A 24,420-nucleotide genomic window follows, 5' to 3' on the forward strand; every position below is an offset into this window, starting at 1 on the left:
AGAGAAAAGATGAGTGAAATGAAGAAGGTTTTGACGATTGCAGGTTCGGATTGCAGCGGCGGCGCCGGGATTCAGGCGGATTTAAAAACGATGTCCGCCCATGGAATGTACGGCATGAGCGTGATCACTGCCCTGACGGCGCAGAATACCACCGGTGTCTATGGGATTCAGGAGGCGAGTCCGGATTTTGTGGCGCAGCAGATGGACTGCATTTTTACGGACATTGTCCCAGATGCGGTAAAGATCGGAATGGTCTCCAGCGCGGCCCTGATTGACGTGATTGCGGATAAGCTGGAAGAGTATCACGCGAAAAACGTGGTGGTGGATCCGGTGATGGTCTCCACCAGTGGAAGCAGGCTTTTGGCAGAAGATGCCGCAAAACAGCTGATTTTGCGTTTTCTGCCGCTGGCCGTGGTGATTACGCCGAATATTCCGGAGGCGGAGGTGTTGTCCGGCCGGAAGATCCAGACCGTAGAAGATATGACGGCGGCCGCTGCGGAGATCGGAAAGAACACAGGGAGCGCGGTGCTGGTCAAGGGCGGCCATCACTTGAACGACGCCAATGACCTGCTGTACCAGGCCGGAAAGGCAACCTGGTTTTACGGGGAGAGGATTGAGAATCCCAATACCCATGGAACCGGATGCACCCTGTCATCTGCGATTGCCTGCGGCCTGGCGGCGGGACTGAGCTTGGAAGACAGCGTCCGGCAGGCGAAAGCCTACATATCCGGCGCGCTTCGGGCCAACCTGGATCTGGGCAAGGGCAGCGGGCCGATGAATCACTGCTTTTGCTTTGAGGGCTTTCATCTCGGAGAGTGACGGCTGCCGGACGAAAAAAAATGGATTAATTTAACTTTGACCTAACCTTGCTTTTGCTATAATACCGGTAAAGATTAACGCAAAAGAAAGGGGATTCGTTATGAAATTTCGATATGTAACCAGGATATTGGCCGTGGTTTTGAGCGTCAGCCTGCTATTTGGCGGGTGTGCTTCCAACAACCGGACGGCGGGGTCTCAGGCAGGAGGAACGGAGAACTCCCAGGTATCCCCAAAAGATCCAGTAAAAGACTTGGGCACTGGGGATACAAAAATAGCCGCGCCAGCCGGCGATGAGCTGCTGACATTGGGAAAGGCGGCTGATTTTCTGCTCACGGCCGCGGCAAAGTACAATAAGAACCTGCCCAGCCGCGAAGAGCTGATGGACAATTTTATCGGCCTTGGGGAGAACGACGAATTACCGCGGCTTCAGGCTTTGATCATGGTTAGCCGGGCGTTCGGCGAGCTTCCCGCACCAAAGGGGAATGCGGCGCGCCTGGCGCCGGAAGCGGTGGATCTCTCCCAGGTGCCGGAGTGGGCGCAAGAAGAGCTGGAGAATTTGAAAAAGGGCGGTGTTCTGGCTCAAAGCGACCTTTCTGCTGCGCTGGGGAATTCAGATGAAATGGGTCAAAGTGACGCCGGGGCTGGACAAACGGGAGACCAGGCGGCGGATCCTGCCGGAGGCCGGAAAGAAACTTTGGGGGCGGATTCGGATCAAGTCATGACCGACCGGATCGATCCCGGCGCGTCGGATTCTGTGGAAGGAGAGAGCGGGGCATCCGCGGAGGCTTCAAATCCCAAGGAGACGAAGCAGAGCGGCGGCGCAACCGGTAAGGAGCTGAAAATTCTGCTGAACCGGATTTACGCCCTGTACGGCACGAATTTAAAAGATGATTTCTATACGGCGGTCAATCAAAACGCTCTTCTAAACAAGGAGATACTAGACGGAGAGACCGACGCGGGCGGCCTCTATGATCAGACGATCACCGTGCAGAAACAGGTGGACGGCATTATTAAAGAGATTGTCGAGGGCAGCGGCTATGCACCCGGCAGCAGAGAGCAGAAAATCAAGGATTTTTATGAGAGTGCCGTGGATTTTCAGAAGCGGAATCAACTGGGAGCAGAGCCTCTCAGGAAATATTTGAATGCGATCGACAGCGCATCCAATTTAAAAGAATTGAGTGAGGCCCAGGTCCTTTCTCTGCGTGAGACGGCGTCGGGCGGTTTTCTTGCCATCGCTTATATGGGGGATATGCGGGATTCTCGGAAGATAATTCCCACGTTGATGCCGCCGGCGGAGCCAATGGACGACGAAGAGATGGAGCAGTTAAATATCCGGCTTCTTGTTCTTTCCGGGGAATCAGAGGAAGAGGCGGCCGCACATAGTAAGGCATACCGGGAATGGATGGAGGCGTTGGCCGAATATGCGCCTGCGCCCGAAGACTATGGCGATCCCAGTAAGATTACGCGATATGTCACGTTGAAGGAGCTTCAGGATTTACTTCCGGGAATGGATGTCAAGGCGATTATTGAAGCGTCCGGGGATGAGATTCCAACGGAATTCTGCCTGATGTCTCCCACGCTGTTTGAGGGATTCGGAACGTTAATGCAGGACGAAAAATATCTGCCTGCCATCCGGACGGCGTTAAAACTGAATTTGCTCAATGCCAACTATACAAACCTGAGCAAGGACTTCCTCGATGCGTTTGATGCCTATAATCAAAAGACCATGGGGCAGTCACCCAGCAACAGCACGCCGGAGGAGATTGCCTATGCCATGGTGAAAAATTCCCTGGGAACCGAGATCGACCGCCTGTATGCAGAGAGGTATTTCTCCCCGGAGGCGAAAAAGGGCGTGGAAGATATGATCAAACAGTTCATTTCCGTCTATAAGGAACGCATTCAGAAGCTGGACTGGATGGGGGAAGAGACCAAAAAGGCAGCGATTGAGAAACTGGATTCCATGAAATTCTTTATCGGCTATCCGGACCGGTGGGACGATACGCTGGATCAGCTGGAAGTGACGGACCATTACTTTGAAAATCAAGTTGCGGTGGCAAAACTCACCCAGCAGCGCAACAGGGAAGAAGCCGCGGCCAAAAACGAAGGCAGGCAGAAGACGGATATGAGAATTCCGGTGGCCACTGTAAACGCGTACTATGACCAGTTTACCAACACGATGTGTTTCCCCGCTGGAATTTTGCAGGTGCCTTCCTACGATGTGAATGCTTCTTTAGAGGAAAATTTGGGCGGCATCGGAGCTACCATTGCCCACGAGATTACCCATGCCTTTGACAATAATGGGGCGAAATACGATAAAAATGGGCAGCCGAATAACTGGTGGAGTCCGGAGGATGAACAGAAATTTCAGGAACTCTGCGGGAGAGCAGCGGCATTTTACGATGGATTCGAAGCTGCCGCGGGCATCCCGATCAACGGAGAGCAGACTTTGGGAGAGAATATTGCGGATATCGGCGCAGTGGCCTGCGCTCTGGAAGTGCTGAAAAAAATGGAAAATCCGGATTATGACAAGTTCTTCCGGGCGTACGCCGAAGGATGGCTCAAGTGCACGACCAGAGCCCGAGCGGAGAGCCTGGCCGAAGTCGATGAGCACAGTTCCAGCAACCTCCGGGTCAACCGGGTGCTCTCCAATTTCCAGGAATTTTACGATACCTATGGCATTCAGCCGGGAGACGGCATGTACGTGCCTGCCGGGGATCGGATTCAAATCTGGTAGGGAAAGCTAGGAATAAAAAATCTCCGTCAAGGTGAGCCCCTGGGGAGGCGCCGTAAAGCCCGCGTATTTCCGTTCCCGCGCCTTTAGGATGGCTGGGATCTCTTGAGGGGATCGCTGGCCGGATCCCACCTCAAGCAAGGTGCCCGTCAGGATTCGGACCATGTGATAGAGAAAACCATTTCCCTGGAAGGTCAGCCTCAGCTCGCCGGGAAATTCTTCAAAACGGATTTCATCCAGACGGCGCACCGTGGATTTTTTGCTCTTTTTTGCGCAGAAACTTTGAAAGTCGTGGGTTCCGGTCAGGAAATCCGCGGCTTTCTTCATGGCGGAAAGGTCCAACGGCTCCTGCCATGCGGTCATGTACTTCCGCTCGAAGATATGTCTGGCCGGATCGGTGGCAAGCCGGTAGCAATAAGTTTTTCCGATGGCGTTCAACCGGCTGTGAAACCGGTCAGAAGCAGGGACGACGGAGACGATTCCAATGTCCTCCGGAAGATAGGCGTTCAAATATGCCCGGATTTCCTCCGGGCTTTTTTCTGTCTCAAGCCGTACGTTGGCGATTTGCCCCAGGGCGTGAACACCGGCGTCCGTGCGGCCGGCCCCCTGGATTTCCACCGGAATATCTGTCATCCGGCTCAGCACCCCTTCGATTTTTCCCTGGATGGTGTCTGCGTTTCCCGACTGTCTCTGCCAGCCGGCATAGCGGGTTCCGTCGTACTGAATGGTGAGACGATAGTTCATCTTCGCAATCCTCTTTTCTTTTATTGAGCCCCCCAATCTGTCTAAAGCTCCCGGTAGTAGGGGCAGATATCCACGTATTCCCCATCTTTTCGCCGGAATCCGCCGGGGATTGTTCCCAGCTGGATAAAGCCCAGCTTTTCGTAGAGACGGCGGGCAAAGGTATTTTCCTTCACGACAGCGTTATACTGCAAAATCCGAAACCCCTGTTTTTTGGCCTGTTCGATGGAGTCCGCCACCAGCCGTTCTCCGATCCGCTGTCCCCGCATGCCGGGACAGACCGCATAGCTGGCGTTGGCGATATGGCCGCATCGGCCGATATTGTTGGGGTGTAGGATATAAAATCCGAGAAACGAACCAGTATCCGCGTCCTCCGCAAGGCCGCAGTACGTCTGGGAAGAAAAAAAATCCCGGCTGCCTTCTTCTGTCAGCCCTTCTTCCTGGGGAAAAGCCTGGCCTTCTTCCACGATTTGATTCCAAAGTTTCCGCATCGAATCCAGGTCGGCGGTTTGATAACTGCGCAGAATCAGATTCATGCTGCGCCCTCCTTTGTGGTTGAAAAGTATAATGAAAAATATCAGCTTTGCTGATATTTTTCATTATAGCACAAACTTTGCCGCGAGAAAAAGCCTTTTCTCCGCACAGCGCTCTTTTCCTGCGTTAAACCCGCATCATCCGGTAGCCGACTCCTACGTGCGTCTGGATATACTTCGGGGCGGACGGGTCCGCTTCGATTTTTTTTCTCAGCGTGGCCATGAATACGCGGAGGGACGCCACGTCGTTGTCCCAGGCGCTGCCCCAGATTTCCTTGGTGATGGTTGTGTGCGTCAGCACCTTTCCGGCATTTTTGGCGAGAAGGCATAAAATCTTATACTCCATCGGCGTCAAGTGGAGCTCTTTTTCTTTGACATAGACGCAGCCGGCCGCATAATCGATCCGCAGATCCCCGTTGGTGAACACCATATCCCCCGGCGCGCTGCCCCCGGAATCGTAGAGTCTCCGGAAGGTGACGCGCAGGCGCGCCAACAGTTCCTCCACGGAAAACGGCTTGGTCAGATAATCGTCCGCCCCAGCGTCCAGAGCTTCAATTTTGTCCGTGTCCTCGCTTCTCGCGCTGATCACGATGATCGGCATCTTAGACCAGGTTCGGATCTTCCGGATGATCTCGATTCCGTCCATGTCCGGAAGCCCTAAATCCAGCAAAACCACGTCCGGATTGTGGGACACTGCTTCTAAGATCGCCGTTTCTCCGGTGGGCGCGGCCTGGAACCGGTAGCGCTGTGTCTCTAAGGTGGTGGTAATGAGGTTCCTTACCGCGGAATCATCCTCTACCACAAGAATAAACGGTTTATTCATGTAACGTTACCTCCTCAATCGGCAATGTAAAAGTGAAGACGGCGCCGTGCGGGGCATGGTCCGAGACCGAGATCGTCCCTCCGTGGGCGTTGACAATGGATTTACACAGGGCCAGGCCCAGCCCCAGGCTGCGGCGTCCGTCGGCCACCTGGGCTCCTGTGGTGTAGAACATATCGAAAATGTGTTTCTTGGCTTCGTCGGAAATACCGTCCCCGCTGTCGGAGACGGATACGATGGCCTGCCCCTTGGCCTGACTGGTTTCTATGATAATTTCCGAGCCCTTGGGGGTATATTTGATGGCGTTGTCCACCAAATTGATGATTACCTGCATGATGAGGCGGGCGTCAATCTTGACCAAAAGAAAAGAATCGGCTGCCTTCAAGGTAATCTTGTGTTCCTTTCTTCTGCGGTCCGTGTGCTGCAGCGCTTCTGAGATGATCTCTTCTAAAAGCTCTGTGGTCCGTTTCAGCTTCATGGAGCCGTCCTCGATCCGGGTGACGGAGAGGAGATTTTCCACCAGATTGATCAGCCATAGCGAATCGTCGTAGATATCCGTGTAGAGCTGTTTCCGTTTGGAACGTCCGATCTCCTCCTCGCTGGACAGGAGAATCCCCGCATTGCCGGAGATGGAGGTTAAAGGTGTACGCAGGTCGTGGGAGATGGAGCGGAGCAGATTGGCCCGCAGCTGTTCATTTGTGGCCAGCAGGGCGGCTTCCTCCCGCTCCCGCGCTGCCTTTTCATTTTGCAGTGCAAGGGCGCATTCCCCTAAAATGGATAGCATAATGCTATTTTCAAAGGCGTCGAGAGGCGCGCCGGCTGCGATTCCGATCACGCCGTAGACCTCCCGGCCGACTCTCACTGAGAGATAAAGGCATCGGGAATCGCCCAGGGTATCGGTGGTCGCTCCCGCGCGCTTGTTGTTATGAAAAACCCAGGATGCCACGGCGCGCTCATTGCCGCCGGCGTATTCCGGGGGAACCGCCTCTTGGGGAGCCCCGGCGCCGTCCCTGGGGAAAAATTGGGGGCCGGAAAGTTTTTTCTCAAAAACCCGGTAGAACAGAACGTCTCTTTTCAGCAGTTTGGTCAGTTGCCGGCAGGTTACGGAGATGATGCCGTCCGGTTGCTTTTCACTTCCCAGCAGACGGTTGGTGTCAAACAGGATTTTCGTCCGGTAGGCGGTTTCCGCTGACTGTTTGGCCTGCCGCTTGATCCTCACCGCCAGAGAGCTGGTCAAAAAAGCCGAGACGAACATGATCAGAAAGGTGGCGGGGTAACCGGCGTCGTAGGCGTGAAGCGTGTACCGCGGCACGGTGAAAAAGAAGTTAAAGAGCAGGACGCTGATCAGGGAACTGATCAGGCTGTAAACCCGCTGCGGGGTAATCACGGCGATCACCAAAACGCCGAGAATATACACAGTGATGATATTGGCTTCGCTGAATCCGAAACGGAAGAACAAAAAGCCGATAGCCGTCGATCCGGCCAGCACCAGGAGACTCTTCATTAGATCGGTCACGGAAAACCGGACTTTTTGTGAAACCTGCTTTTTTTGCTGAGGGGGCAGTGTATTTTGATCCGGAATGATATAGATGTCCAGGTCAGGAGCCAGCTGCGTGATTTTTTCTGTCAGAGGCTGGCGGGTGAAAAAGAAGCGCCGTCTGGCGCTGCTTCTGCCGAGCACAATTTTAGAAATGCCGGAGAGCCTGGCAAATTCTGTGATCTGATAGGCAATGTCATCCCCGGAAATCGTCTCAATCGCCGCGCCCAGCTGTTCGGCCAGCCGGATGTTTTGGCGCAGCCTCTCTTTATCCTCCCCGCCCATCGCAGGACTCTCCGGCGTTTCCACATACAAAGCGGTGAAGCTGCCGCGGAAAGCGCTTGCCATCCGGGCGGCAGTACGGATGATTTTTCCGTTGGAGGGGGAGGAAGAGAGGCAGACCAGGATGTGCTCCTCGGTGAAACGGCTGTTGGATTTCCTGCCGGATTGCCGGGAGATCTTATTGACCCGGTCGGCGCAGCGGCGCAGGGCGATCTCCCGGAGCGATTCCAGATTCTGCACGGTAAAAAAGTTGCCGAGGGCTTTTTCCGCCTGGGCCTTCCGGTAGACCTTTCCTTCGCTGAGACGGAGGATCAGCTCTTTGGGCTCAATATCCACCAGCTTGACCTGATCCGCCTCGTCGAAGATGGAATCTGGAATCCGCTCTTTCACCGTTATCCCGGTGATGGAAGCCACCAGGTCGTTCAGGCTTTCCAGGTGCTGGACATTGACGGTGGTATAGACGTCGATTCCATGACTCAGCAGTTCTTTGATATCCTGATACCGTTTCCGGTGGCGGCAGCCGTCCGCGTTGGTGTGGGCCAGCTCATCCACTAGAATCAGCCGGGGGTTCCGGGCAATCGCGGCGTCCAGGTCGAATTCATGTAGCCGGATCCCGCCGTGGACGATCTCCTGGGTGGGAAGAAGCTCCAGACCATCCAGCAGCCGGGCCGTCTGCGGGCGGGCGTGGGGTTCCACATAACCCGCTACTACGTCCATCCCCTGCTGCGCTGCTTCCTGAGCTGCTTTCAGCATGGCGTATGTTTTGCCGACCCCGGCCGCATATCCAAAAAAGATATACAGGCGGCCGCGGGCCCTTTCCTCTTTTTCCGTCTGAATCTGCTGAAGAAGCTCGTCGGGATTTTTTCTGGTCTCTTCCACGTGTATCACCTCCATCAATCAGAGTATACTGGATCTTCACTAAAATTCGCATTAGGGATTTCGGTGGGAGATTAAGATTACATAAATACCGGGCTTATAAAATCCCGTCCAGCATCAGATTTACTTTCAGTACATGGACGGTTTCCTCCCCGAAGAGACCGAGGAACCGGCCGGTGGTGCATTGATCGATGATTTCCAAGACCTCCTGCTCAGAGATCCCTCGGGCTTCGGCGATCCGGGGCGCCTGGTACCGGGCTGCGGCCGGGGAGATGGCGGGATCCAAACCGCTGCCGGAACAAGTCACGAGGTCGACCGGAACGGCGGAATCCTCCATCGCCGGGTTTGAGGCCCGGAGTTTTTCCACTCGCTCCGCCACCAGCTTTTCATACTCCTTGCTGGCGGGGCTCAGGTTGGAAGGCGACGCATAGAGAAGCGTCTTTCCTTCCGCGTCCTTGTAGGTGGAAACGTCCAGATTCATGATTCGCCCCCACAGATGAGCGTCGTCCGTGTACTGCTGGCCCAGAAGTTCGCATCCGTATTTTTTTCCGTCCACTTCGATGATGCTGCCGTTCGCCTGATCCGGAAAGATCAGCTGGGCGATGCCCGTCACCAATGCGGTGTAGAAAATCCCGCAGACAAAAGTAAAGATCAAAAAGATGGCAATTGCCTTTGGCAGCACAGCTTTTATCGTTTTCATTTTTTCCTCCTTATACCAATCCGAACCAAACCAACAACAGATCGATTCCTTTGATGCACAAAAACGGCGTGACCAGGCCGCCCAGGCCATAGACGAGCAGGTTGCGGGAGAGCAGTTTTCCCGCCGGGTATTCCCGGTACTTTACGCCTTTTAAAGCCAGTGGGATCAGGGCGATGATGATCAGGGCGTTGTAAATAATCGCCGAGAGCACCGCGCTCATCGGAGAGTGCAGGCCCATGATATTCAGGCTGGAAAGACCGGGGTAGAGTCCCACGAACATGGCCGGAATGATTGCAAAATATTTCGCCACGTCGTTGGCAATGGAGAAGGTGGTCAGGCTTCCGCGGGTCATCAAAAGCTGCTTGCCGATCCGGACAATGTCGATCAGCTTGGTGGGGGAGGAGTCCAAATCCACCATGTTTCCCGCTTCCTTCGCCGCCTGGGTGCCGCTGTTCATGGCGACCGCCACATCAGCCTGGGCTAGGGCGGGCGCGTCGTTGGTGCCGTCTCCGGTCATGGCCACCAGATGGCCTTTTTTTTGGTAATCCCGGATCATTTGCAGCTTCCCTTCCGGCGTCGCCTCAGCCAGGAAATCATCCACGCCGGCTTCGGCGGCGATAGCAGCGGCGGTCATCGGATTATCCCCGGTGATCATAATGGTCTTAATGCCCATTTTTCGAAGGGCGGAAAACTTTTCTTTGACCCCTTTCTTGATGATGTCTTTCAGGTGAACGACGCCGAGAACCTGGTGATTTTTTGCCACCACCAGCGGCGTGCCGCCCTGGGAGGCAATGGTTCTGACCAAAGCGTCGCATTCGCCCGGATAGGTCCCGCCTTTTTGGATCACATAATCCCGCACTGCGTCGGCTGCGCCCTTTCGGATCTCATTGCCTCCGAAATTTACTCCGCTCATCCGGGTTTTGGCAGTAAAGGGGATGAATTCCATCTTTGCGTCGGATAGGCGCCTCTCCCGGATTCCGAATTTTTCTTTGGCCAGGATGACGATGCTCCGGCCTTCCGGCGTCTCATCTGAGAGGGAAGAAAGCTGAGCCGCATCGGCCAGGTCTTTTTCGCTGACTCCCCCGACCGGCAGGAAGGCGTCCGCTTGCCGGTTTCCAAGAGTGATCGTGCCAGTCTTATCCAGCAAAAGGACATCCACATCCCCGGCGGCCTCGATGGCGCGCCCGCTCATGGCCAGAACGTTAGCCTGGTTCAGGCGGCTCATGCCCGCAATGCCGATGGCGGAGAGGAGAGCTCCGATGGTGGTGGGCGCCAGGCAGACCAGCAGAGCCACCAGAGTGGTGACAGAGGTTGGATTGTCAATCCCAGCCTGCTTCGCGGAAAACACGGAGAAGGGATAGAGGGATACCGTGACTAATATAAAGATGATGGAGAGGGCGATTAGAAAAATCTGCAAAGCAATTTCATTGGGAGTCTTTTTTCTGGATGCGCCCTCGACCATGGCGATCATCTTGTCGAGGAAGCTTTCGCCCGCTTCGCTCACGACTCGGATGATGATCCAGTCTGAGAGAACCGTGGTCCCTCCGGTGACGGCGCTACGGTCGCCGCCGCTTTCCCGGATCACCGGCGCGGATTCCCCGGTGATGGCGCTCTCATCCACCGAGGCCGCGCCCTCGATGACCTCGCCGTCCGACGGGATCTGTTCCCCGGCCTTCACGATTACGAGATCGCCCTTTTTTAAGGAGGCGGAAGGAACATTGGTGACGGAATCTTTTTGTCCGGTGGAGGGAATCTTGTGGGCCTCCACATCTTTTTTGGAAGCCCGCAGCGCATCCGCCTGGGCCTTGCCGCGGCCCTCCGCGATAGCTTCCGCAAAGTTGGCGAACAGTGTGGTAAACCAAAGGATGACGGCGATTGCCAGGGTGTAGCCTGCCGGCGCGTCCTGGATCCCGAAAAGGGAGGTCATCCACAGGCCGGTGGTCAGGATCGCGGAAAGATAGACCAGCAGCATCACGGGGTTTTTCGCCTGGGTGCGGGGGCTCAGTTTGAGAAAAGAGTCCTTGACCGCCCTGCCAAATATTTTTTTATTGACAAAGGCATTTTTTTTCTGTGCAGTCATATGAAGAACCTCCTTATGCGATACTGCTGAAAAACTCTGCGATCGGTCCCAGCGCCAGCGCCGGGAAGAAGCTGAGTGCGCCGACCAGAAGAACAATGAGAATCAGCAGAAAAACAAACATGGCGTTGGTGGTGGAAAGGGTGCCCGACGTGGCGGCAACTTTCTTTTTTCCCACCAGGCTCCCGGCGATGGCCAGCGTGCCGGCGATAGGGAGAAAGCGGGCGAACAGCATCACAATCCCCAGGGACAGGTTTAAGAAAACCGTATTGGCGTTGAAACCGGCAAAGGCGGATCCATTGTTGCCGCCGGCCGAAGTATAGGCGTACAGCAGTTCGGAAAAGCCGTGGGCTCCGCTGTTGTTCAGGCTGTCCGCCACTTCCGGAACAGCCGCTGCGATCCCGCTGCCAAGCAGAATCGCAATCGGGGTGGCCAGGCAGACCAGGACCGCCCATTTCATCTCATAGGGCTCGATCTTTTTGCCGAGAAATTCCGGCGTCCTGCCCACCATCAGTCCGGCGATGAACACGGTCAGGATTGCAAAAGCCAGCATTCCGTAAAGGCCGCAGCCGACGCCGCCGAAGATCACCTCGCCCAGCTGCATCAAAAGCATGGGAATCATGCCTCCAAGCGGAGTGTAACTGTCGTGCATGGAGTTGACTGAGCCGTTGGACGCCGCGGTGGTGAAAGCAGCCCAGGTGGCGGAAGAAGCGATGCCGAAGCGTGTTTCCTTTCCTTCCATGTTGCCGCCGGCCTGATCGATCATGGAAAGATTGACTGAGCCTTCCTGGGCCAGCTGCAAAGTGGCAGCCTGTTCATTGACGGCCACGATGGCAAGCGCTGCAGCAAGACAAAGGAACATGGCCATGAAAATTGCCACCCCTTGTTTTTTATTCTTGATGCAGCTCCCAAAGGTAAAGCACAGAGCGGCCGGGATCAAAAGGAGAGAGATCATCTCCAGCAGATTGGTAAACGCATTGGGATTTTCCATCGGGTGGGCGGAATTTACCCCCATATAGCCGCCGCCGTTGGTTCCCGTCTGTTTAATCGCCACCTGGCTGGCCGCAGGGCCCATGGGTACAAACTGTTCGGTCACGATCTCGGCTCCCTCCACCTTGACGCCGTCCACGGTCACCGTCTGGGAGGCGAGATCAATCTCAGCGTGATCCAGGATCTCACCTTCCGCGTTTACCGCCACCGGCTCTAGGAGCGGTACGGTCTGACCAGGGCTCAGATTTTGGATGACGCCGCCGCCAGCCAGGGCCACTGCGATCACAAGATTCAGCGGGAGCAGGACATGAATGGTGATTCTGGTCAAATCCACCCAAAAGCTGCCGAGTCCTTTGGACTTTACTTTCTGGAATCCGCGGATCAAGGCAAACAAAACGGCGATGCCGGTGGCGGCGGAGACAAAGTTCTGGACCGTCAGGCCGAGTGCCTGGGACAGGTAGCTGAGAGTCGACTCTCCGCTGTAGGCCTGCCAGTTGGTGTTGGTGATGAAACTTGCCGCCGTGTTAAAGGACAGATCCCATTTGACACCGGAGAGCCCTTGGGGATTGCCGGGCAGGACGCCCTGTAAAAGCTGGAGCAAAAACAGGAAAACCAGTCCGGAGCCGGAAAAAATCAGGACGCTTGCGCAGTATTTTTTCCAACCCATCTCTTCGTCTTTTTTGACGCGCATGATTTTGTACACGGCGTTTTCACAGGGGGTGAGGATGGGGGAGAGAAAGGTTTTTTCTCCTTCCATCACTTTTTTTATGTAGGCCCCCAGCGGGATTGCCAGTACCACCAGGATGGCAAGATAGAGAATATACTGGATCACGTTGCTCATTTTTGATCGTCTCCCTTCATTAAGATGACCACATAATAGATCAGAAGTAATGCGGCGCTGCTGCCGATGATGCCAATCATGAAATTCATATCGTGTTCCTCCTTCGTGAACCGATTCTATCATTTCCTTTATAAAAAAGGCATTAGCGGGCCGGGCGTGAGATTAAGATCGCATTAAAACGTCACAGCCAGCCCAAAAGCAGGGCGAGGGGCAGCAGAACAGCCGAAGTGCAGGCGAAGACCGCAGCCAGAATGAAAAACGGCATCCCGACAAAGAGGCAGAAAATGGACAGATAGGGATGAAGCCTGGCAAAACCGGCGGCGCTATGGTTCAAGTGATTTTTGTCAATATGGATAATTTGTAATATGTGCAGCATCAGAATCCCTCCTATGAGGGGATCTTATCATTTCCGGCATAAAAACGGTAAAAGAGAACGGCGGGAAAAATAAAGGTAGGATTAAGAGAACGCGGATTAGGGATTGACAAAAAGAGGAAAGTTTGTTATGCTTCTTATATACCCCATGGGGGTATATAAAACCACCGGTTTTTCGTATGAGAGAATGGTTTTCCACACATACTAGAAAAAAGCGGAGAAAGGATGGAAGAGGTATGATCACCGAAGTTTATAATATTGAAGGTATGAGCTGTGCCGCATGCAGCAGCGCGGTGGAGCGGGTGACGAGAAAGCTGCCGGGCGTGGAGGCCAGCATGGTGAATCTGACCACGGCGAAGATGACGATCACCTATGATCCGGAAAAGCTTTCAAGGGAACAGATCGAGGCGAAGGTGGAGAGAGCCGGATTTCACGCCAGCTATGCGCCCCCGGAGGCAAAACGGGAGCAGGACATGGAACTTTTTGAGAAGCAGGAGGAGGCTTTGGAACACAGCAAGCGCCGCCTGATTGTAGCCATTGTTTTTGCGGTGCCGCTGCTCTACATTTCCATGGGGCATATGCTTCCGTTTGAGCTGCCTCTGCCCTCCTTTTTAAGAATGGACGAAGCGCCGTTTAACTATGCGCTGATTCAGCTGATTCTGACCGTGCCCGTTTTGATTGCCGGACAGAAATTTTATATTGTGGGATTTCGAACCTTGTTTAAAGGCCACCCCAACATGGATTCTCTGGTGGCGATCGGAACCTCCAGCGCCTTCCTTTACAGTTTGTTTATGACGGTCCGGATCCCGGCGGACGTCCACGCGGTTCACAATCTCTACTATGAGTCGGCTGCGGTGGTGGTTACGCTGGTCATGCTGGGGAAATTCATGGAGAGCCGCAGCAAAGGAAAAACCTCTCAGGCGATCCGGAAGCTGATGGAACTGACGCCGGATACGACGCTGCTCTTGGTGGACGGCGTGGAATCCGAAGTGCCGACGGACACGGTGGCGGCCGGAAGTCTTATCCTGGTGAAGCCCGGAGCCAGAATTCCCCTGGACGGTGTTGTGGTAAGCGGCGTCAGCAGCGTGGATGAATCCATGCTGACCGGCGAGAGCATCCCGGTGGAGAAAAAAGAAGGGGACGCGGTCATCGGCGGCAGCGTGAACTTCAACGGAGCCATGGAAGTGGAGGTGACGCGGGTCGGCAAGGAGACCACGCTTTCGAAGATCGTGCAGCTGGTCGAGGACGCCCAGGGCAAGAAAGCTCCGATCTCTAAGATCGCGGATTTGGTAGCCGGATATTTCGTCCCTGCGGTGATTGCGATTGCGCTGGTCGCGGCTTTAGCCTGGGCCATTTTGGGCGGCAAGGAGCTGTCTTTTGTGCTGACGATCTTCGTATCGGTGCTGGTGATCGCCTGTCCCTGCGCCCTGGGACTTGCGACGCCGACGGCGATCATGGTCGGAACCGGCGTCGGCGCTAATCATGGGATTTTGATCAAGAGCGGCGAGGCGCTGGAGATCATGCACAAAACAAATGTGGTAGTATTGGATAAAACCGGAACCATCACGGCGGGAAACCCGCAGGTGGTCGATGTCCTGACCGGAGACCCGGAGCTGGTGCGGCTTGCCGGAAGCTGCGAACTTTTGTCGGAGCATCCGCTGGGCGAGGCCATTGTGGCCTATGCCAGAGAGCAGGGACAGGAATTGACCAAGCCGGAGAGCTTTACGAGTATTACCGGAAAAGGCATTCAGGCGGTTTGGGAAGGTCATGAGGTATTTATTGGGAACCGGGCGCTGCTTGCCGAAATTTTCTCTCAGATCCCGGAAGGGCGTGTGATGGATTTTGCAGAGGAGGCGGCGAAAAAGGGCCAGACGCCGATGTTTGTGGCAGTGGACGGGGAACTGCGCGGGATCCTTTGCGTCGCGGACACGGTAAAGCCTACCAGCGCGGAAGCGATTGACCGGATGAAAAAAGCCGGTGTGGACGTCTATATGCTGACCGGCGACAACCGGGCGACGGCGGACGCCATCGGAGCCCAGGTTCATCTGGATTCCGAGCATGTGATCGCAGAAGTTTTGCCCGGTGACAAGTCTTCTGTCGTAGAAGGGTTGCAAAAAAAGGGCTGGACGGTTATGATGGTAGGAGACGGCATCAATGATGCCCCGGCGCTGGCCCAGGCCCAGGTGGGCGTGGCCATCGGCACCGGCAGCGATATCGCCATCGAGTCTGCAGACGTGGTGCTGATGCGGTCGGATTTGATGGACGTATACCGGGCCAGAGAGCTGAGCCGCCGGACCATTAAAAATATTCATGAAAATTTGTTCTGGGCGTTTTTCTACAATACGCTGGGGATCCCTGTTGCGGCAGGCGTCCTTTATCTTTTGGGCGGCCCGCTGTTAAGCCCGATGATCGGCGGATTCGCCATGTCCCTCAGCTCCGTATTTGTGGTTGGAAATGCGCTGAGGCTGCGGGGAGTCCGTTTATAGGAGGAGTTCGATGGATTGCTGCTGCACGAGAAAAAAGCACCGGGAGGACGACGAATACAAGGATCTGATTCACCGGCTGAACCGGATGGAAGGACAGATCCGGGGTATTCGTTCCATGGTGGAGGACGAACGGTACTGCGTCGATATCCTGACCCAGGTTTCGGCGGTGAAATCGGCCCTGGACGCGTTCAGCCGGGTGCTGCTGAACAATCATATTAAAAGCTGTGTGGTGGAGGACATTCAAAGCGGCCGGGAAGAGGCTGTGGATGAACTCTGCCAGGTCATACAGAAATTGATGAAATAGGAGGAAGAAAAGATGACTGTTTTAAATGTACCGGAAATGCACTGCGAGAAGTGTGTGGAGCGGATCAACAAAGCCTTGACCGAAGAAGGTTTGACTTTTTCCGTCAGCCTGGCGGACAAAACCGTTTCCGTGGACGGCTGTGAGAACTGCATCGCCAAGGCAAAAGAAGTCCTGGACGATCTGGGCTTTACGGCAGAGTGAAGCGAGGCGATTGGCTCCTGATGGGAGGCGTGGCACTGTTGGCCGGTGCCGCGCTTCTTTGGATTCAGCTGACGAAAGAGGAAGGCGCGCAGGTCGTCGTAGAGGTGAATGGAGTAAAGACCGCTTCCTACCCTCTATCAGAGGATAACAGCGTCACCATAGAAGGTTTCGGCGGAGGCGCCAACCTGCTGGTGATCGAAGATCACGTGGCGACGGTGGCAAAAGCCAGTTGTCCGGACCAGTTATGCGTCCATCAGCCGGATATCCAGTATCAGGGGCAGACCATCGTCTGTCTCCCCAACCGGGTTGTGATCTCCATTGAGGGCGGAGATGAGGCGGATGTGGACGGCGTCGCAGAGTAGGGAGGACATATGGCGGGAAAGCGGGTGGCGCAGTACGGCCTTCTGGTCGCGCTGGCGCTGGTTCTCAGTTACATAGAAGCGCAGATTCCGGCGTTTTTCGTAGTGCCCGGAATGAAGCTTGGCCTGACCAATGTGGTGGTGCTGGTGGCGTTGTACCGGATGGGGAGCAAGGATGCGTTGATTTTAAACCTGGTTCGGATTCTGTTGGTGGCGTTTACCTTCGGCAATACGTTCAGCATGCTGTACAGTCTGGCGGGCGGATTTTTCAGCTACCTTGCTATGCTGGCCGGGAAAAAGAGCAAAGCATTCAGCGCCGTGGGCGTCAGCGTGCTGGGCGGCGTGGCCCATAACATCGGCCAGATCTTGGTGGCGATGGCTGTGCTGGAGACGGGAAAGCTGGTGTATTACCTGCCGTTTCTTCTGGTCTCCGGTCTCGCCGCAGGCGTGCTCACCGGCGTGCTGGGCGGACAGCTGATCCGGCGGCTTCCGGGGCGAAGTCTGTAATCAGAGGGACAAACTCAAAGAAAAGGGGTAAAAATGCAGATAAAAATGACGGTCCGGCTTTTGGATGAAAACGGAGAAAAAGCATTCGGAACCGGCGTGGCTTTGCTGCTCCGCCGGATTGAATCCACCGGATCGCTGAATCAGGCGGCGAAATCCATGGAGATTGCATACAGCAAGGCGTGGAAAATCCTGCACAATGCGGAGACCCTTCTGGGAATCTCCTTTGTGGAGAAATTCATCGGCGGCGCCCATGGCGGGGGCTCCCGGCTGACAGATGAGGGGAGAGCGTTTTTGGAAAAATACGAAGTCTTTTCCCAGGAGGCAAACCGGCGGACGGAAGACTTGTTCCGGCAGATGTTCCCGGAGGCTTTGGACTAAGAAATTTTTTTGACATTCGTTATATTTTTGAAAGGACAACGAAGAGATGAAGGAAAATCGGATTTTTTGTAAAGGCGGCGGCTGCACGGCGAAGCTGGGACCGGCGGCGCTGCAAAAAGTGCTGAAACAGCTTCCAAAATTTGAGGACCCCAATCTTTTGGTCGGATTTGAGGGCAGCGACGATGCCGCGGTCTACCGTCTGACCGATGAGCTGGCCATCGTGCAGACCTTGGATTTTTTTCCTCCCATGGTGGAAGACCCCTATCTTTTCGGCCAGATCGCGGCGGCCAATGCGCTGAGCGATGTGTACGCCATGGGCGGGACGGTAAAGACGGCGCTAAATATCGTCTGCTTTCCAGAGACCGAGGATTTGAACTTGCTGGGAGAAATTCTTCAAGGGGGAAGCGATAAAGTCCGGGAGGCGGGAGGCGTGCTCTCCGGCGGACATTCGATCGCGGATGAAGGAATCAAGTATGGTCTTTCGGTCACCGGCGTGATTCACCCTGGGAAAATTTTGAGGAACAATACCTGCCGCCCCGGCGACCAATTACTCTTAACCAAGCCGCTGGGGGTGGGGATCGTCACCACGGCGGACCGGGTGGGGGAAGCCTCCGAGGAGGCGAAAAAGCTGGCGGTCCGGTCCATGTCTTTCTTGAACCGGAGAGCGTCGGAGATTTTACGGGAATATCCGGTGCATGGGTGTACCGATGTGACGGGATTCAGTTTTCTGGGGCATCTCATGGAGATGCTGGACGGAGGCTATACGGCGGCGGTGGACAGCGGCGCGGTCCCCTACATCCCGGAGGCAAGAGCCTACGCGGACGAATTTTATCTGACCGCCGGAGGGCAGAGGAACCGGAACTTCCTGGGGGATTTGGTGGAGTTTCGCCGGGAGGATTTTGCGATGGAGGAGATTTTATTCGATCCTCAGACCAGCGGCGGTCTTTTGGCGGCGCTTTCGCCAAAGGACGCGTCGGAGGCGTGTAAAAGAATCGAGGAGCTGGGGCTTCCCTGCGGGATCGTCGGGGAGGTTTTTCCGGGAGAGAAGAAGATTCTGGTTAATTGATGAAAATAGAGAATCGAAAGGAGAATGGAAAAATGAAGACAATCGAAGTAGACGCAAGGGGGGAGCAATGTCCGATTCCCATGATCAAGGCCAAAAAGGCCTTGGAGGAGCTGGGCGGAGCCGGAACGGTGCAGATCCGGGTGGACAATGAGATCGCGGTGCAGAACCTAAAGAAGATGGCGGCGCAGAAAAAGCTGGGCTTTCAGTCTGAGAAAAAAGGCGAGCGGGACTACCAGGCGGAATTAAAACAGGATTCCCTTCCGGAAGCAGCGGATGGAAGGGGCGGCGCGGAGCAAACGGGCGGCGAGGCGGTCTTTCAGGAGACGGAGGAGTCCTATATGAACTGCGCCGTGGGACCGCAGAAACACCTGGTGGCAGCCGTGGGCAGCCGGTTTATGGGGGACGGATCGGAAGAGCTGGGACGGATTTTGATGAAAGGATTTCTCTTTGCCCTCAGCCAGCTGGATGAACTGCCGGAGACCATTCTGTTTTACAATGGAGGGGCCTATCTGACCACAGAATGCCCGGATTCTCTGGAAGATTTGAAAGCCATGGAAAATCAAGGGGTGGAAATCTTGACTTGCGGCACCTGTCTCGACTATTATGGACTGAAAGAGAAATTACAGGTGGGCGGAGTGACGAATATGTATCAAATCGCGGAAAAACTAGCCGGGGCCACCCAGGTCATTCAGCCGTAAGGAGGAGACAATGAGAGAGATCATTGTGGTCAGAGGAGCAGGCGATATCGCCAGCGGCACGATCCACCGTCTGCATCGCTGCGGTTTTCGCGTTCTGGCTTTGGAATGCGAAATGCCGGCGGCGATTCGCCGGGAAGTGTCATTTTGTGAGGCCGTATACGATGGGGAAGCAGAAGTGGAGGGGGCGGTTTGCCGGAAAATCGAACAGGTCTCCCAGGCGGAAACAGTCTGGCAGGCTGGGAAGATCCCCCTTTTGGTGGATGAATCCGGTTCCTCGGTTTCGCTGCTCCGGCCGCGCGTTCTGGTGGATGGGATTTTGGCGAAGAAAAACCTGGGAACCAGCCGGTCCATGGCTCCTTTGACCATCGGACTGGGGCCCGGCTTCACGGCCGGACAGGACGTGGATTACGTGATTGAGACAATGCGGGGACACGATTTGGGGCGGATCATCACCCAGGGACAGGCGCTGCCGAACACCGGAACCCCTGGACTCGTCGGCGGGTTTGCGAAAGAGCGGGTGATCCACGCCCCGGCTTCGGGCGTAATCCGGAATCAGGCAAAAATAGGGGATCTGGTGGAAAAGGGCCAGACGCTGGCGATGATCGGGGATACCCCGATTCCGGCCAGCCTGACCGGCGTGCTGCGCGGGATCATCCGGGATGGTTATCCTGTACCCCTTCGTATGAAGATCGCCGATATCGATCCGCGGGGGTCGGAGAGAAAGAACTGCTTTACCATCTCAGACAAAGCCCGCTGCATTGCGGGGAGTGTTCTGGAGGTTATCTGCCATGATCTATCTCGATAACGCCGCCACCACGCTGCGTAAACCGGAATCCGTGATTTTAGCCGTGGCAAATGCCATGGGAAACATGGGAAACAGCGGCCGGGGCGGTTATGCGGACTCCCTTACGGCCTCAAGGATGATCTATGAGGCCAGGGAGGAGCTAGCGGATCTGTTCGGCTGCCCGCAGGCCGATCATGTGATCTTTACCTGCAATGCAACCGAAGCGCTGAATATCGCCATTCAGGGGCTGTTCGGCCCAGGGGACCATGTGATTTCCACGGATTGGGAACACAATTCAGTGCTGCGGCCGCTGTATCTGTTGGAAGAGCAGGGGCTGGAACTTTCCTTTGTCCCCAGCGACGCCAAGGGACGCCACCGGGAGAGCATGTGGGAGCAGCTGATCCGGCCTAATACCAAAGGGATTGTCTGTACCCATGCCTCCAACCTGACTGGAAATCTGCTGGATTTGAAGAAGGCCGGGCGGTTTGCGAAAAAACACGGGCTGCTGTTCGTCGTGGACGCCTCCCAGACCGCCGGAGTCTTTCCGATCGATATGAAGGAGATGCAGATCGATGTGGTCTGTTTTACCGGGCACAAAAGCCTGCTGGGTCCTCAGGGGACCGGGGGGCTTTGCGTCGGGGAAGGGGTGAAGATCCGTCCTTTGAAGGTGGGGGGAACCGGAATCCTTTCCTATGAGAAAAGGCAGCCGGAAGTCTATCCGACGGCCTTGGAGGCGGGAACCTTAAACGGGCACGGCATCGCCGGACTTCTGGCCGGGGTCCGGTATGTGAAAGAATATGGGATCCAACATGCCAGAGAAGAAGAGCAGCACCGGATGAGAGAATTCTATGAGGGAGTGATCCAGGTTCCCGGCGTTACGGTCTACGGGGATTATTCCAGCTGGAACCGGGCTCCGGTGGTGGCGCTCAACGTCTGGGATTATGATTCGGCGCTGGTCAGCGATGAGCTGGAGGTGCGGTTTGGGATCGCCACCAGGCCGGGAGCCCACTGCGCGCCGCGGATGCACCGGGCTTTGGGGACGGAAAAACAGGGAGCCGTGCGTTTCAGTTTTTCTCATTTTAATACGAGAAAGCAGGCGGAAGCGGCTGCGGCGGCGATCCGGGAGATTGCCGGAGAGTAGGTTTCAAAGCGTATTGCGGAAAAAGCCGGGAAATCAAGGGAAAAGCAGCGGATCAGGGAGGGGAACGGTGAGGGAAAAGACACGGAAATTGGTGATTACCTTTCACACGACAACGGATGCCATGGCCATGGAAAAATTTTGCCGCGGGAAAGGGCTTCCCGGCAGGCTGATCCCGGTGCCCCAGCAGATCTCGGCGGGGTGCGGGATGGCCTGGCGGGCGGAGCCTGGGGAGGAGCCGTCTCTCCGCCAAGCCATCGAGGCGGCTGGACTGACGGTGGAAGGCTATTATGAGGTGCTGATGTAGATGAGAGTTTGGGATCAAGAGGGAAAAAAGCGGTGGTCGCTGACCGAGGCGCTGGCCCTGGACTGGGAACGGCATTCCGTGATCGCTGTGGTCGGAGGCGGCGGAAAGACCAGCCTGTTGTTTCGCCTGGCGGAGGAATGCCGGGAAGCGGGAAAAACGGTAGCGCTGACCACAACCACCCATATGGGAAAGCGGAGTGATTTCCCGATGGCGGCTGGTGGTGCAAAAGAAGAGATCTTTAATCTGCTGCAACAGGAAAAAGTGGTGTTGGTGGGAGAACAGGATCAAAAAAGCTCGGAAAAAATTTCGGGAGTGGATTTAGATACACTGAAATACCTGAAAAAATCGGCGGATGTGGTGCTGGTGGAGGCGGACGGAGCCAAACGAAAACCTTTGAAAGCACCGGCAGATTGGGAACCGGTGATTCCCGCGGACAGCGATCTCATCATCGCTGTGGCGGGAAGAAGCGGAATCGGGGGACGGATTGGGGACGTCTGCCACCGGCCGGAATTGGCCGCCGCTATGCTGGAAAAATCCATCAAAGACCGGGTGACCCCGGAGGATGCTGTGAAACTGGCTGTCAGTGAAGCCGGTCTTCGCAAACAGGTGAATACAGAATTCCGGGTGTTGGTCAATCAAGTCGACACAAAACCGGACGAGGAACTGGCCCGCCGGATGGCGGCGCTGTTTCAAAAAGCCGGCGTCATCGCGGCCTTTTCCCATCTCCGGGATTCCCTGGCATTGATTTTGTTAGCCGCAGGCAACAGCGTGCGTTTCGGCGGAAATAAGCTGCTCTACCCGGTGGAGGGAGTCCCGATGTACCGCGCCATGCTGGAGAAAGGGCTGGCAGTGGACGCAGACCGCCGGATTTTGGTCACCCAGTACGAGGAGGTGGCGGAGACCGGTAAGAGGATGGGGTATGCGGTGGTGAAAAATCCGGCTCCGGAACGTGGAATCTCCTCTTCGATCCGGCTGGGCGTGGAGGCGGCCGGGGATGCGGAAGCCTACTTGTTCGGCGTGTGTGATCAGCCGTATCTTCGCGCCTGGACCCTGGGACGCCTGACGGAGCGGTACCAGCTGGGGCCGGAGAGAATCGCGGCGGTCCGAAGTGGGAGCCGGATGGGGAACCCCAATATCTTTTCCGCCCGGTACCGGCAGGAATTGTTGGAGCTATCCGGGGATACCGGCGGAAAAGCAGTGATGAGGCGGCATCCGGAGGATGTGGCATTTGTGGAGGCAGGGGAACGGGAGCTGGTGGATTTGGATGTGAGGCCGTAGAAAAGTGAGCTTCCAGCATTTGTCTTATTCTTGTCGTGCCGGTTAGAACAAAAAGCAGGAGCTGCTGCAATGAAAGTTTTGCAGCAGCTCCCGTTGGTTTTTTATGCAGAGCCAGAACCGTTATGCAGGGCCAGAACCGTGTCTTCATGGCTCTGAACTTAGGCGGGGAAGATTTTTCCCACTACCGGTCAGGCAAAGAATTTCTGCCAGTAGCCGACCACGAAGATCAACAGAATGATGACCGGAAGCACATAAGCCATATAAAACTTGGTTTTTTGCGGGAATTTGATTCCTTTTCCGGCGTCCGCTTCCGCAATGAAATTCTTCCATCCCCAGCCGCACTTTCTGGTGATGAACAGAAGGTACAGGCAGCTTCCCAGAGGAAGCAGATTGTTGGAGATGATGAAGTCTTCCAGATCCATAATCGTGCTTCCGGCCCCCAGAGGCTGTACACCGCTCCAAATATTGAAACCAAAGACGCAGGGCAGGGAGAGGATCGGAATCAGGACCAGGTTGAAGACAACTGCCTTTTTCCGGCTCCACCCCCACAGATCCATGGCAAAGCCGATCAGGTTCTCAAAGATGGCGATGACCGTGGACAGTGCGGCGAAGCTCAAGAAGATAAAGAACAGGGTACCCCAAAGGCGGCCGCCGGTCATCTGAACAAAAATATTCGGAAGCGTGACGAACACCAGTCCGGGGCCCTGGCCGGGATCCACGCCGAAAGAGAAGCAGGCCGGAAAGATGATCAGGCCGGACATCAGGGCCACCAGGGTATCGAGTACTTCAATATGGATCCCCTCCCCGGTCAGCGAGCGGTCTTTTCCGATGTAGCTTCCGAAGATTACCATGGAGCCCATGCCGATGCTGAGGGTAAAGAAAGCCTGGCCCAAAGCCGCATAGATGGCTTCCCCCAATCCGGCTTCCACCATCTTGGAAAAATCTGGCACCAGGTAGAATTTTAAGCCTTCTGCAGCTCCTTCCAGAGTAAAGCTGCGGACGCAGAGCACGCCCATGATGACGAAAAGAGCGGCCATCATCCATTTGGTGATGCGCTCCACTCCCTTTTGAAGCCCCAGGCTGCAAATTCCGATCCCGATCAGGCAGACCAGCAGCATCCAGAAAATCATGGTGACGGGCCTTGCCTGCAGGCCTGTGAACGCCTCCCCCACCTGGTCCGCATTCATCCCGCGGAAGCCGCCGGAGGCCATCTTAACCGTATAATAGAGCATCCAGCCGCCGATCGTGGTGTAGAACATCATCAGCAGATAGTTCCCGATCACGGCGGCGTAGCCGTACAAGTGCCATTTGGTACCCTTTGGCTCCAGCTCTTTAAAACAGCGGGCAATGGATTTCCGGCTGGCGCGGCCCATGGAAAATTCCACCACCATGACCGGCAGTCCCAAGATCACCAAAAACAGCAGGTAAACCAGGACAAAGGCGGCTCCGCCGTACTTTCCCGTAATATAAGGAAAGCGCCAGACATTCCCCAGGCCGATCGCACATCCGGCTGAGATCAGAATAAATCCCAGCCGGGAGGAAAATCTCTCTCGTTCTTTCATGTTCCCTACCTCTCACTTTCACAAAAATATGG

The 24,420-nt window shown here is 55.5% G+C and carries 23 protein-coding genes; 14 read left to right on the plus strand and 9 right to left on the minus strand.

What is annotated here, in order from left to right:
- Positions 1-18 precede the first annotated feature (18 nt).
- Together thiD and MUB23_RS09885 are read left to right on the plus strand one after the other, a co-directional pair.
- The gene (gene thiD / locus MUB23_RS09880; protein WP_244801180.1) at positions 19-819 is read left to right on the plus strand and encodes a bifunctional hydroxymethylpyrimidine kinase/phosphomethylpyrimidine kinase; all 801 of its coding nucleotides are present in this window, start codon (positions 19-21) and stop codon (positions 817-819) included.
- A 100-nt stretch (positions 820-919) separates the two neighbouring features.
- Positions 920-3,553 carry a M13-type metalloendopeptidase gene (locus MUB23_RS09885; RefSeq protein WP_244800324.1) on the plus strand — a complete coding sequence of 878 codons (2,634 nt, stop codon included), beginning with the start codon at positions 920-922 and terminating at the stop codon, positions 3,551-3,553.
- A gap of 6 nt (positions 3,554-3,559) precedes the next feature.
- Here MUB23_RS09885 and truA read toward each other — a convergent pair whose 3' ends face one another.
- From truA to MUB23_RS09925, 8 genes are all read right to left on the minus strand, one after another.
- Positions 3,560-4,294: a tRNA pseudouridine(38-40) synthase TruA gene (truA, locus tag MUB23_RS09890; RefSeq protein ID WP_244800325.1), complete on the minus strand. Its 735-nt coding sequence runs from the start codon at positions 4,292-4,294 to the stop codon at positions 3,560-3,562.
- A 41-nt stretch (positions 4,295-4,335) separates the two neighbouring features.
- Positions 4,336-4,827, minus strand: coding sequence for a GNAT family N-acetyltransferase (locus MUB23_RS09895; protein ID WP_244800326.1), 492 nt, complete (start codon positions 4,825-4,827; stop codon positions 4,336-4,338).
- Positions 4,828-4,951: 124 nt separating this feature from the next.
- The gene (locus MUB23_RS09900; RefSeq protein WP_244800327.1) at positions 4,952-5,647 is read right to left on the minus strand and encodes a response regulator; all 696 of its coding nucleotides are present in this window, start codon (positions 5,645-5,647) and stop codon (positions 4,952-4,954) included.
- Positions 5,640-8,342, minus strand: a complete 2,703-nt coding sequence (locus MUB23_RS09905; RefSeq protein WP_244800328.1) for a sensor histidine kinase — start codon at positions 8,340-8,342, stop codon at positions 5,640-5,642. The genes MUB23_RS09900 and MUB23_RS09905 overlap by 8 nt, the downstream gene beginning before the upstream one ends.
- A gap of 94 nt (positions 8,343-8,436) precedes the next feature.
- Positions 8,437-9,039 (minus strand): potassium-transporting ATPase subunit KdpC, encoded by a 603-nt coding sequence (gene kdpC, locus MUB23_RS09910; RefSeq protein ID WP_244800329.1) that lies wholly within the window; start codon positions 9,037-9,039, stop codon positions 8,437-8,439.
- A 10-nt stretch (positions 9,040-9,049) separates the two neighbouring features.
- On the minus strand, positions 9,050-11,119 hold the full coding sequence (gene kdpB / locus MUB23_RS09915) for a potassium-transporting ATPase subunit KdpB (RefSeq protein WP_244800330.1): 2,070 nt from the start codon (positions 11,117-11,119) through the stop codon (positions 9,050-9,052).
- Between the two features lie 13 nt (positions 11,120-11,132).
- On the minus strand, positions 11,133-12,947 hold the full coding sequence (gene kdpA, locus MUB23_RS09920) for a potassium-transporting ATPase subunit KdpA (RefSeq protein WP_244800331.1): 1,815 nt from the start codon (positions 12,945-12,947) through the stop codon (positions 11,133-11,135).
- Between the two features lie 181 nt (positions 12,948-13,128).
- Positions 13,129-13,323 (minus strand): hypothetical protein, encoded by a 195-nt coding sequence (locus tag MUB23_RS09925; RefSeq protein WP_244800332.1) that lies wholly within the window; start codon positions 13,321-13,323, stop codon positions 13,129-13,131.
- Between the two features lie 233 nt (positions 13,324-13,556).
- On the opposite strand from MUB23_RS09925, the gene MUB23_RS09930 reads away from it, so the two are divergent.
- The 12 genes from MUB23_RS09930 to yqeC all read left to right on the plus strand — a co-directional run bounded on the left by MUB23_RS09930 (position 13,557) and on the right by yqeC (position 22,826).
- Complete coding sequence (locus MUB23_RS09930) at positions 13,557-15,806, plus strand: heavy metal translocating P-type ATPase (protein WP_244800333.1); 2,250 nt, start codon at positions 13,557-13,559, stop codon at positions 15,804-15,806.
- A gap of 10 nt (positions 15,807-15,816) precedes the next feature.
- On the plus strand, positions 15,817-16,110 hold the full coding sequence (locus MUB23_RS09935) for a metal-sensing transcriptional repressor (protein WP_244800334.1): 294 nt from the start codon (positions 15,817-15,819) through the stop codon (positions 16,108-16,110).
- Between the two features lie 12 nt (positions 16,111-16,122).
- Positions 16,123-16,311, plus strand: coding sequence for a heavy-metal-associated domain-containing protein (locus MUB23_RS09940; RefSeq protein ID WP_244800335.1), 189 nt, complete (start codon positions 16,123-16,125; stop codon positions 16,309-16,311).
- A 20-nt stretch (positions 16,312-16,331) separates the two neighbouring features.
- Complete coding sequence (locus MUB23_RS09945) at positions 16,332-16,673, plus strand: NusG domain II-containing protein (protein ID WP_244800336.1); 342 nt, start codon at positions 16,332-16,334, stop codon at positions 16,671-16,673.
- 9 nt (positions 16,674-16,682) lie between these two features.
- Positions 16,683-17,177, plus strand: coding sequence for a Gx transporter family protein (locus tag MUB23_RS09950; protein ID WP_244800337.1), 495 nt, complete (start codon positions 16,683-16,685; stop codon positions 17,175-17,177).
- 33 nt (positions 17,178-17,210) lie between these two features.
- Entirely contained in the window at positions 17,211-17,555 is a 345-nt protein-coding gene (locus MUB23_RS09955; RefSeq protein ID WP_244800338.1) for a winged helix-turn-helix domain-containing protein, read from the plus strand.
- A gap of 46 nt (positions 17,556-17,601) precedes the next feature.
- A complete protein-coding gene (gene selD, locus MUB23_RS09960) occupies positions 17,602-18,621 on the plus strand; it encodes a selenide, water dikinase SelD (RefSeq protein ID WP_244800339.1) in 1,020 nt (339 codons plus the stop codon).
- Between the two features lie 32 nt (positions 18,622-18,653).
- Entirely contained in the window at positions 18,654-19,319 is a 666-nt protein-coding gene (yedF, locus tag MUB23_RS09965) for a sulfurtransferase-like selenium metabolism protein YedF (RefSeq protein ID WP_244800340.1), read from the plus strand.
- Positions 19,320-19,329: 10 nt separating this feature from the next.
- A complete protein-coding gene (gene yqeB / locus MUB23_RS09970) occupies positions 19,330-20,124 on the plus strand; it encodes a selenium-dependent molybdenum cofactor biosynthesis protein YqeB (RefSeq protein ID WP_244800341.1) in 795 nt (264 codons plus the stop codon).
- The gene (locus MUB23_RS09975) at positions 20,108-21,244 is read left to right on the plus strand and encodes an aminotransferase class V-fold PLP-dependent enzyme (protein ID WP_244800342.1); all 1,137 of its coding nucleotides are present in this window, start codon (positions 20,108-20,110) and stop codon (positions 21,242-21,244) included. The genes yqeB and MUB23_RS09975 overlap by 17 nt, the downstream gene beginning before the upstream one ends.
- Before the next feature lie 67 nt (positions 21,245-21,311).
- Positions 21,312-21,548, plus strand: a complete 237-nt coding sequence (locus MUB23_RS09980; protein ID WP_244800343.1) for a DUF3343 domain-containing protein — start codon at positions 21,312-21,314, stop codon at positions 21,546-21,548.
- The gene (gene yqeC, locus MUB23_RS09985) at positions 21,549-22,826 is read left to right on the plus strand and encodes a selenium cofactor biosynthesis protein YqeC (protein WP_244800344.1); all 1,278 of its coding nucleotides are present in this window, start codon (positions 21,549-21,551) and stop codon (positions 22,824-22,826) included.
- A 188-nt stretch (positions 22,827-23,014) separates the two neighbouring features.
- Here yqeC and MUB23_RS09990 read toward each other — a convergent pair whose 3' ends face one another.
- A complete protein-coding gene (locus tag MUB23_RS09990; RefSeq protein ID WP_244800345.1) occupies positions 23,015-24,388 on the minus strand; it encodes a sodium-dependent transporter in 1,374 nt (457 codons plus the stop codon).
- Between the last annotated feature and the right edge of the window lie 32 nt (positions 24,389-24,420).

The sequence above is a fragment of the Cuneatibacter sp. NSJ-177 genome (genome assembly GCF_022867805.1).
In the GTDB taxonomy this organism is placed as follows: domain Bacteria; phylum Bacillota; class Clostridia; order Lachnospirales; family Lachnospiraceae; genus Pseudolachnospira.

Excerpts from the sequence above, each read along its gene's own strand:
- thiD (WP_244801180.1), top strand. The coding sequence starts at position 19 with ATGAAGAAGGTTTTGACGATTGCAGGTTCGGATTGCAGCGGCGGCGCC.
- MUB23_RS09885 (WP_244800324.1), top strand. The coding sequence starts at position 920 with ATGAAATTTCGATATGTAACCAGGATATTGGCCGTGGTTTTGAGCGTC.
- truA (WP_244800325.1), bottom strand. The coding sequence starts at position 4,294 with ATGAACTATCGTCTCACCATTCAGTACGACGGAACCCGCTATGCCGGC.
- MUB23_RS09895 (WP_244800326.1), bottom strand. The coding sequence starts at position 4,827 with ATGAATCTGATTCTGCGCAGTTATCAAACCGCCGACCTGGATTCGATG.
- MUB23_RS09900 (WP_244800327.1), bottom strand. The coding sequence starts at position 5,647 with ATGAATAAACCGTTTATTCTTGTGGTAGAGGATGATTCCGCGGTAAGG.
- kdpC (WP_244800329.1), bottom strand. The coding sequence starts at position 9,039 with ATGAAAACGATAAAAGCTGTGCTGCCAAAGGCAATTGCCATCTTTTTG.
- kdpB (WP_244800330.1), bottom strand. The coding sequence starts at position 11,119 with ATGACTGCACAGAAAAAAAATGCCTTTGTCAATAAAAAAATATTTGGC.
- kdpA (WP_244800331.1), bottom strand. The coding sequence starts at position 12,947 with ATGAGCAACGTGATCCAGTATATTCTCTATCTTGCCATCCTGGTGGTA.
- MUB23_RS09925 (WP_244800332.1), bottom strand. The coding sequence starts at position 13,323 with ATGCTGCACATATTACAAATTATCCATATTGACAAAAATCACTTGAAC.
- MUB23_RS09930 (WP_244800333.1), top strand. The coding sequence starts at position 13,557 with ATGATCACCGAAGTTTATAATATTGAAGGTATGAGCTGTGCCGCATGC.
- MUB23_RS09935 (WP_244800334.1), top strand. The coding sequence starts at position 15,817 with ATGGATTGCTGCTGCACGAGAAAAAAGCACCGGGAGGACGACGAATAC.
- MUB23_RS09940 (WP_244800335.1), top strand. The coding sequence starts at position 16,123 with ATGACTGTTTTAAATGTACCGGAAATGCACTGCGAGAAGTGTGTGGAG.
- MUB23_RS09945 (WP_244800336.1), top strand. The coding sequence starts at position 16,332 with ATGGGAGGCGTGGCACTGTTGGCCGGTGCCGCGCTTCTTTGGATTCAG.
- MUB23_RS09950 (WP_244800337.1), top strand. The coding sequence starts at position 16,683 with ATGGCGGGAAAGCGGGTGGCGCAGTACGGCCTTCTGGTCGCGCTGGCG.
- MUB23_RS09955 (WP_244800338.1), top strand. The coding sequence starts at position 17,211 with ATGCAGATAAAAATGACGGTCCGGCTTTTGGATGAAAACGGAGAAAAA.
- selD (WP_244800339.1), top strand. The coding sequence starts at position 17,602 with ATGAAGGAAAATCGGATTTTTTGTAAAGGCGGCGGCTGCACGGCGAAG.
- yedF (WP_244800340.1), top strand. The coding sequence starts at position 18,654 with ATGAAGACAATCGAAGTAGACGCAAGGGGGGAGCAATGTCCGATTCCC.
- yqeB (WP_244800341.1), top strand. The coding sequence starts at position 19,330 with ATGAGAGAGATCATTGTGGTCAGAGGAGCAGGCGATATCGCCAGCGGC.
- MUB23_RS09975 (WP_244800342.1), top strand. The coding sequence starts at position 20,108 with ATGATCTATCTCGATAACGCCGCCACCACGCTGCGTAAACCGGAATCC.
- yqeC (WP_244800344.1), top strand. The coding sequence starts at position 21,549 with ATGAGAGTTTGGGATCAAGAGGGAAAAAAGCGGTGGTCGCTGACCGAG.
- MUB23_RS09990 (WP_244800345.1), bottom strand. The coding sequence starts at position 24,388 with ATGAAAGAACGAGAGAGATTTTCCTCCCGGCTGGGATTTATTCTGATC.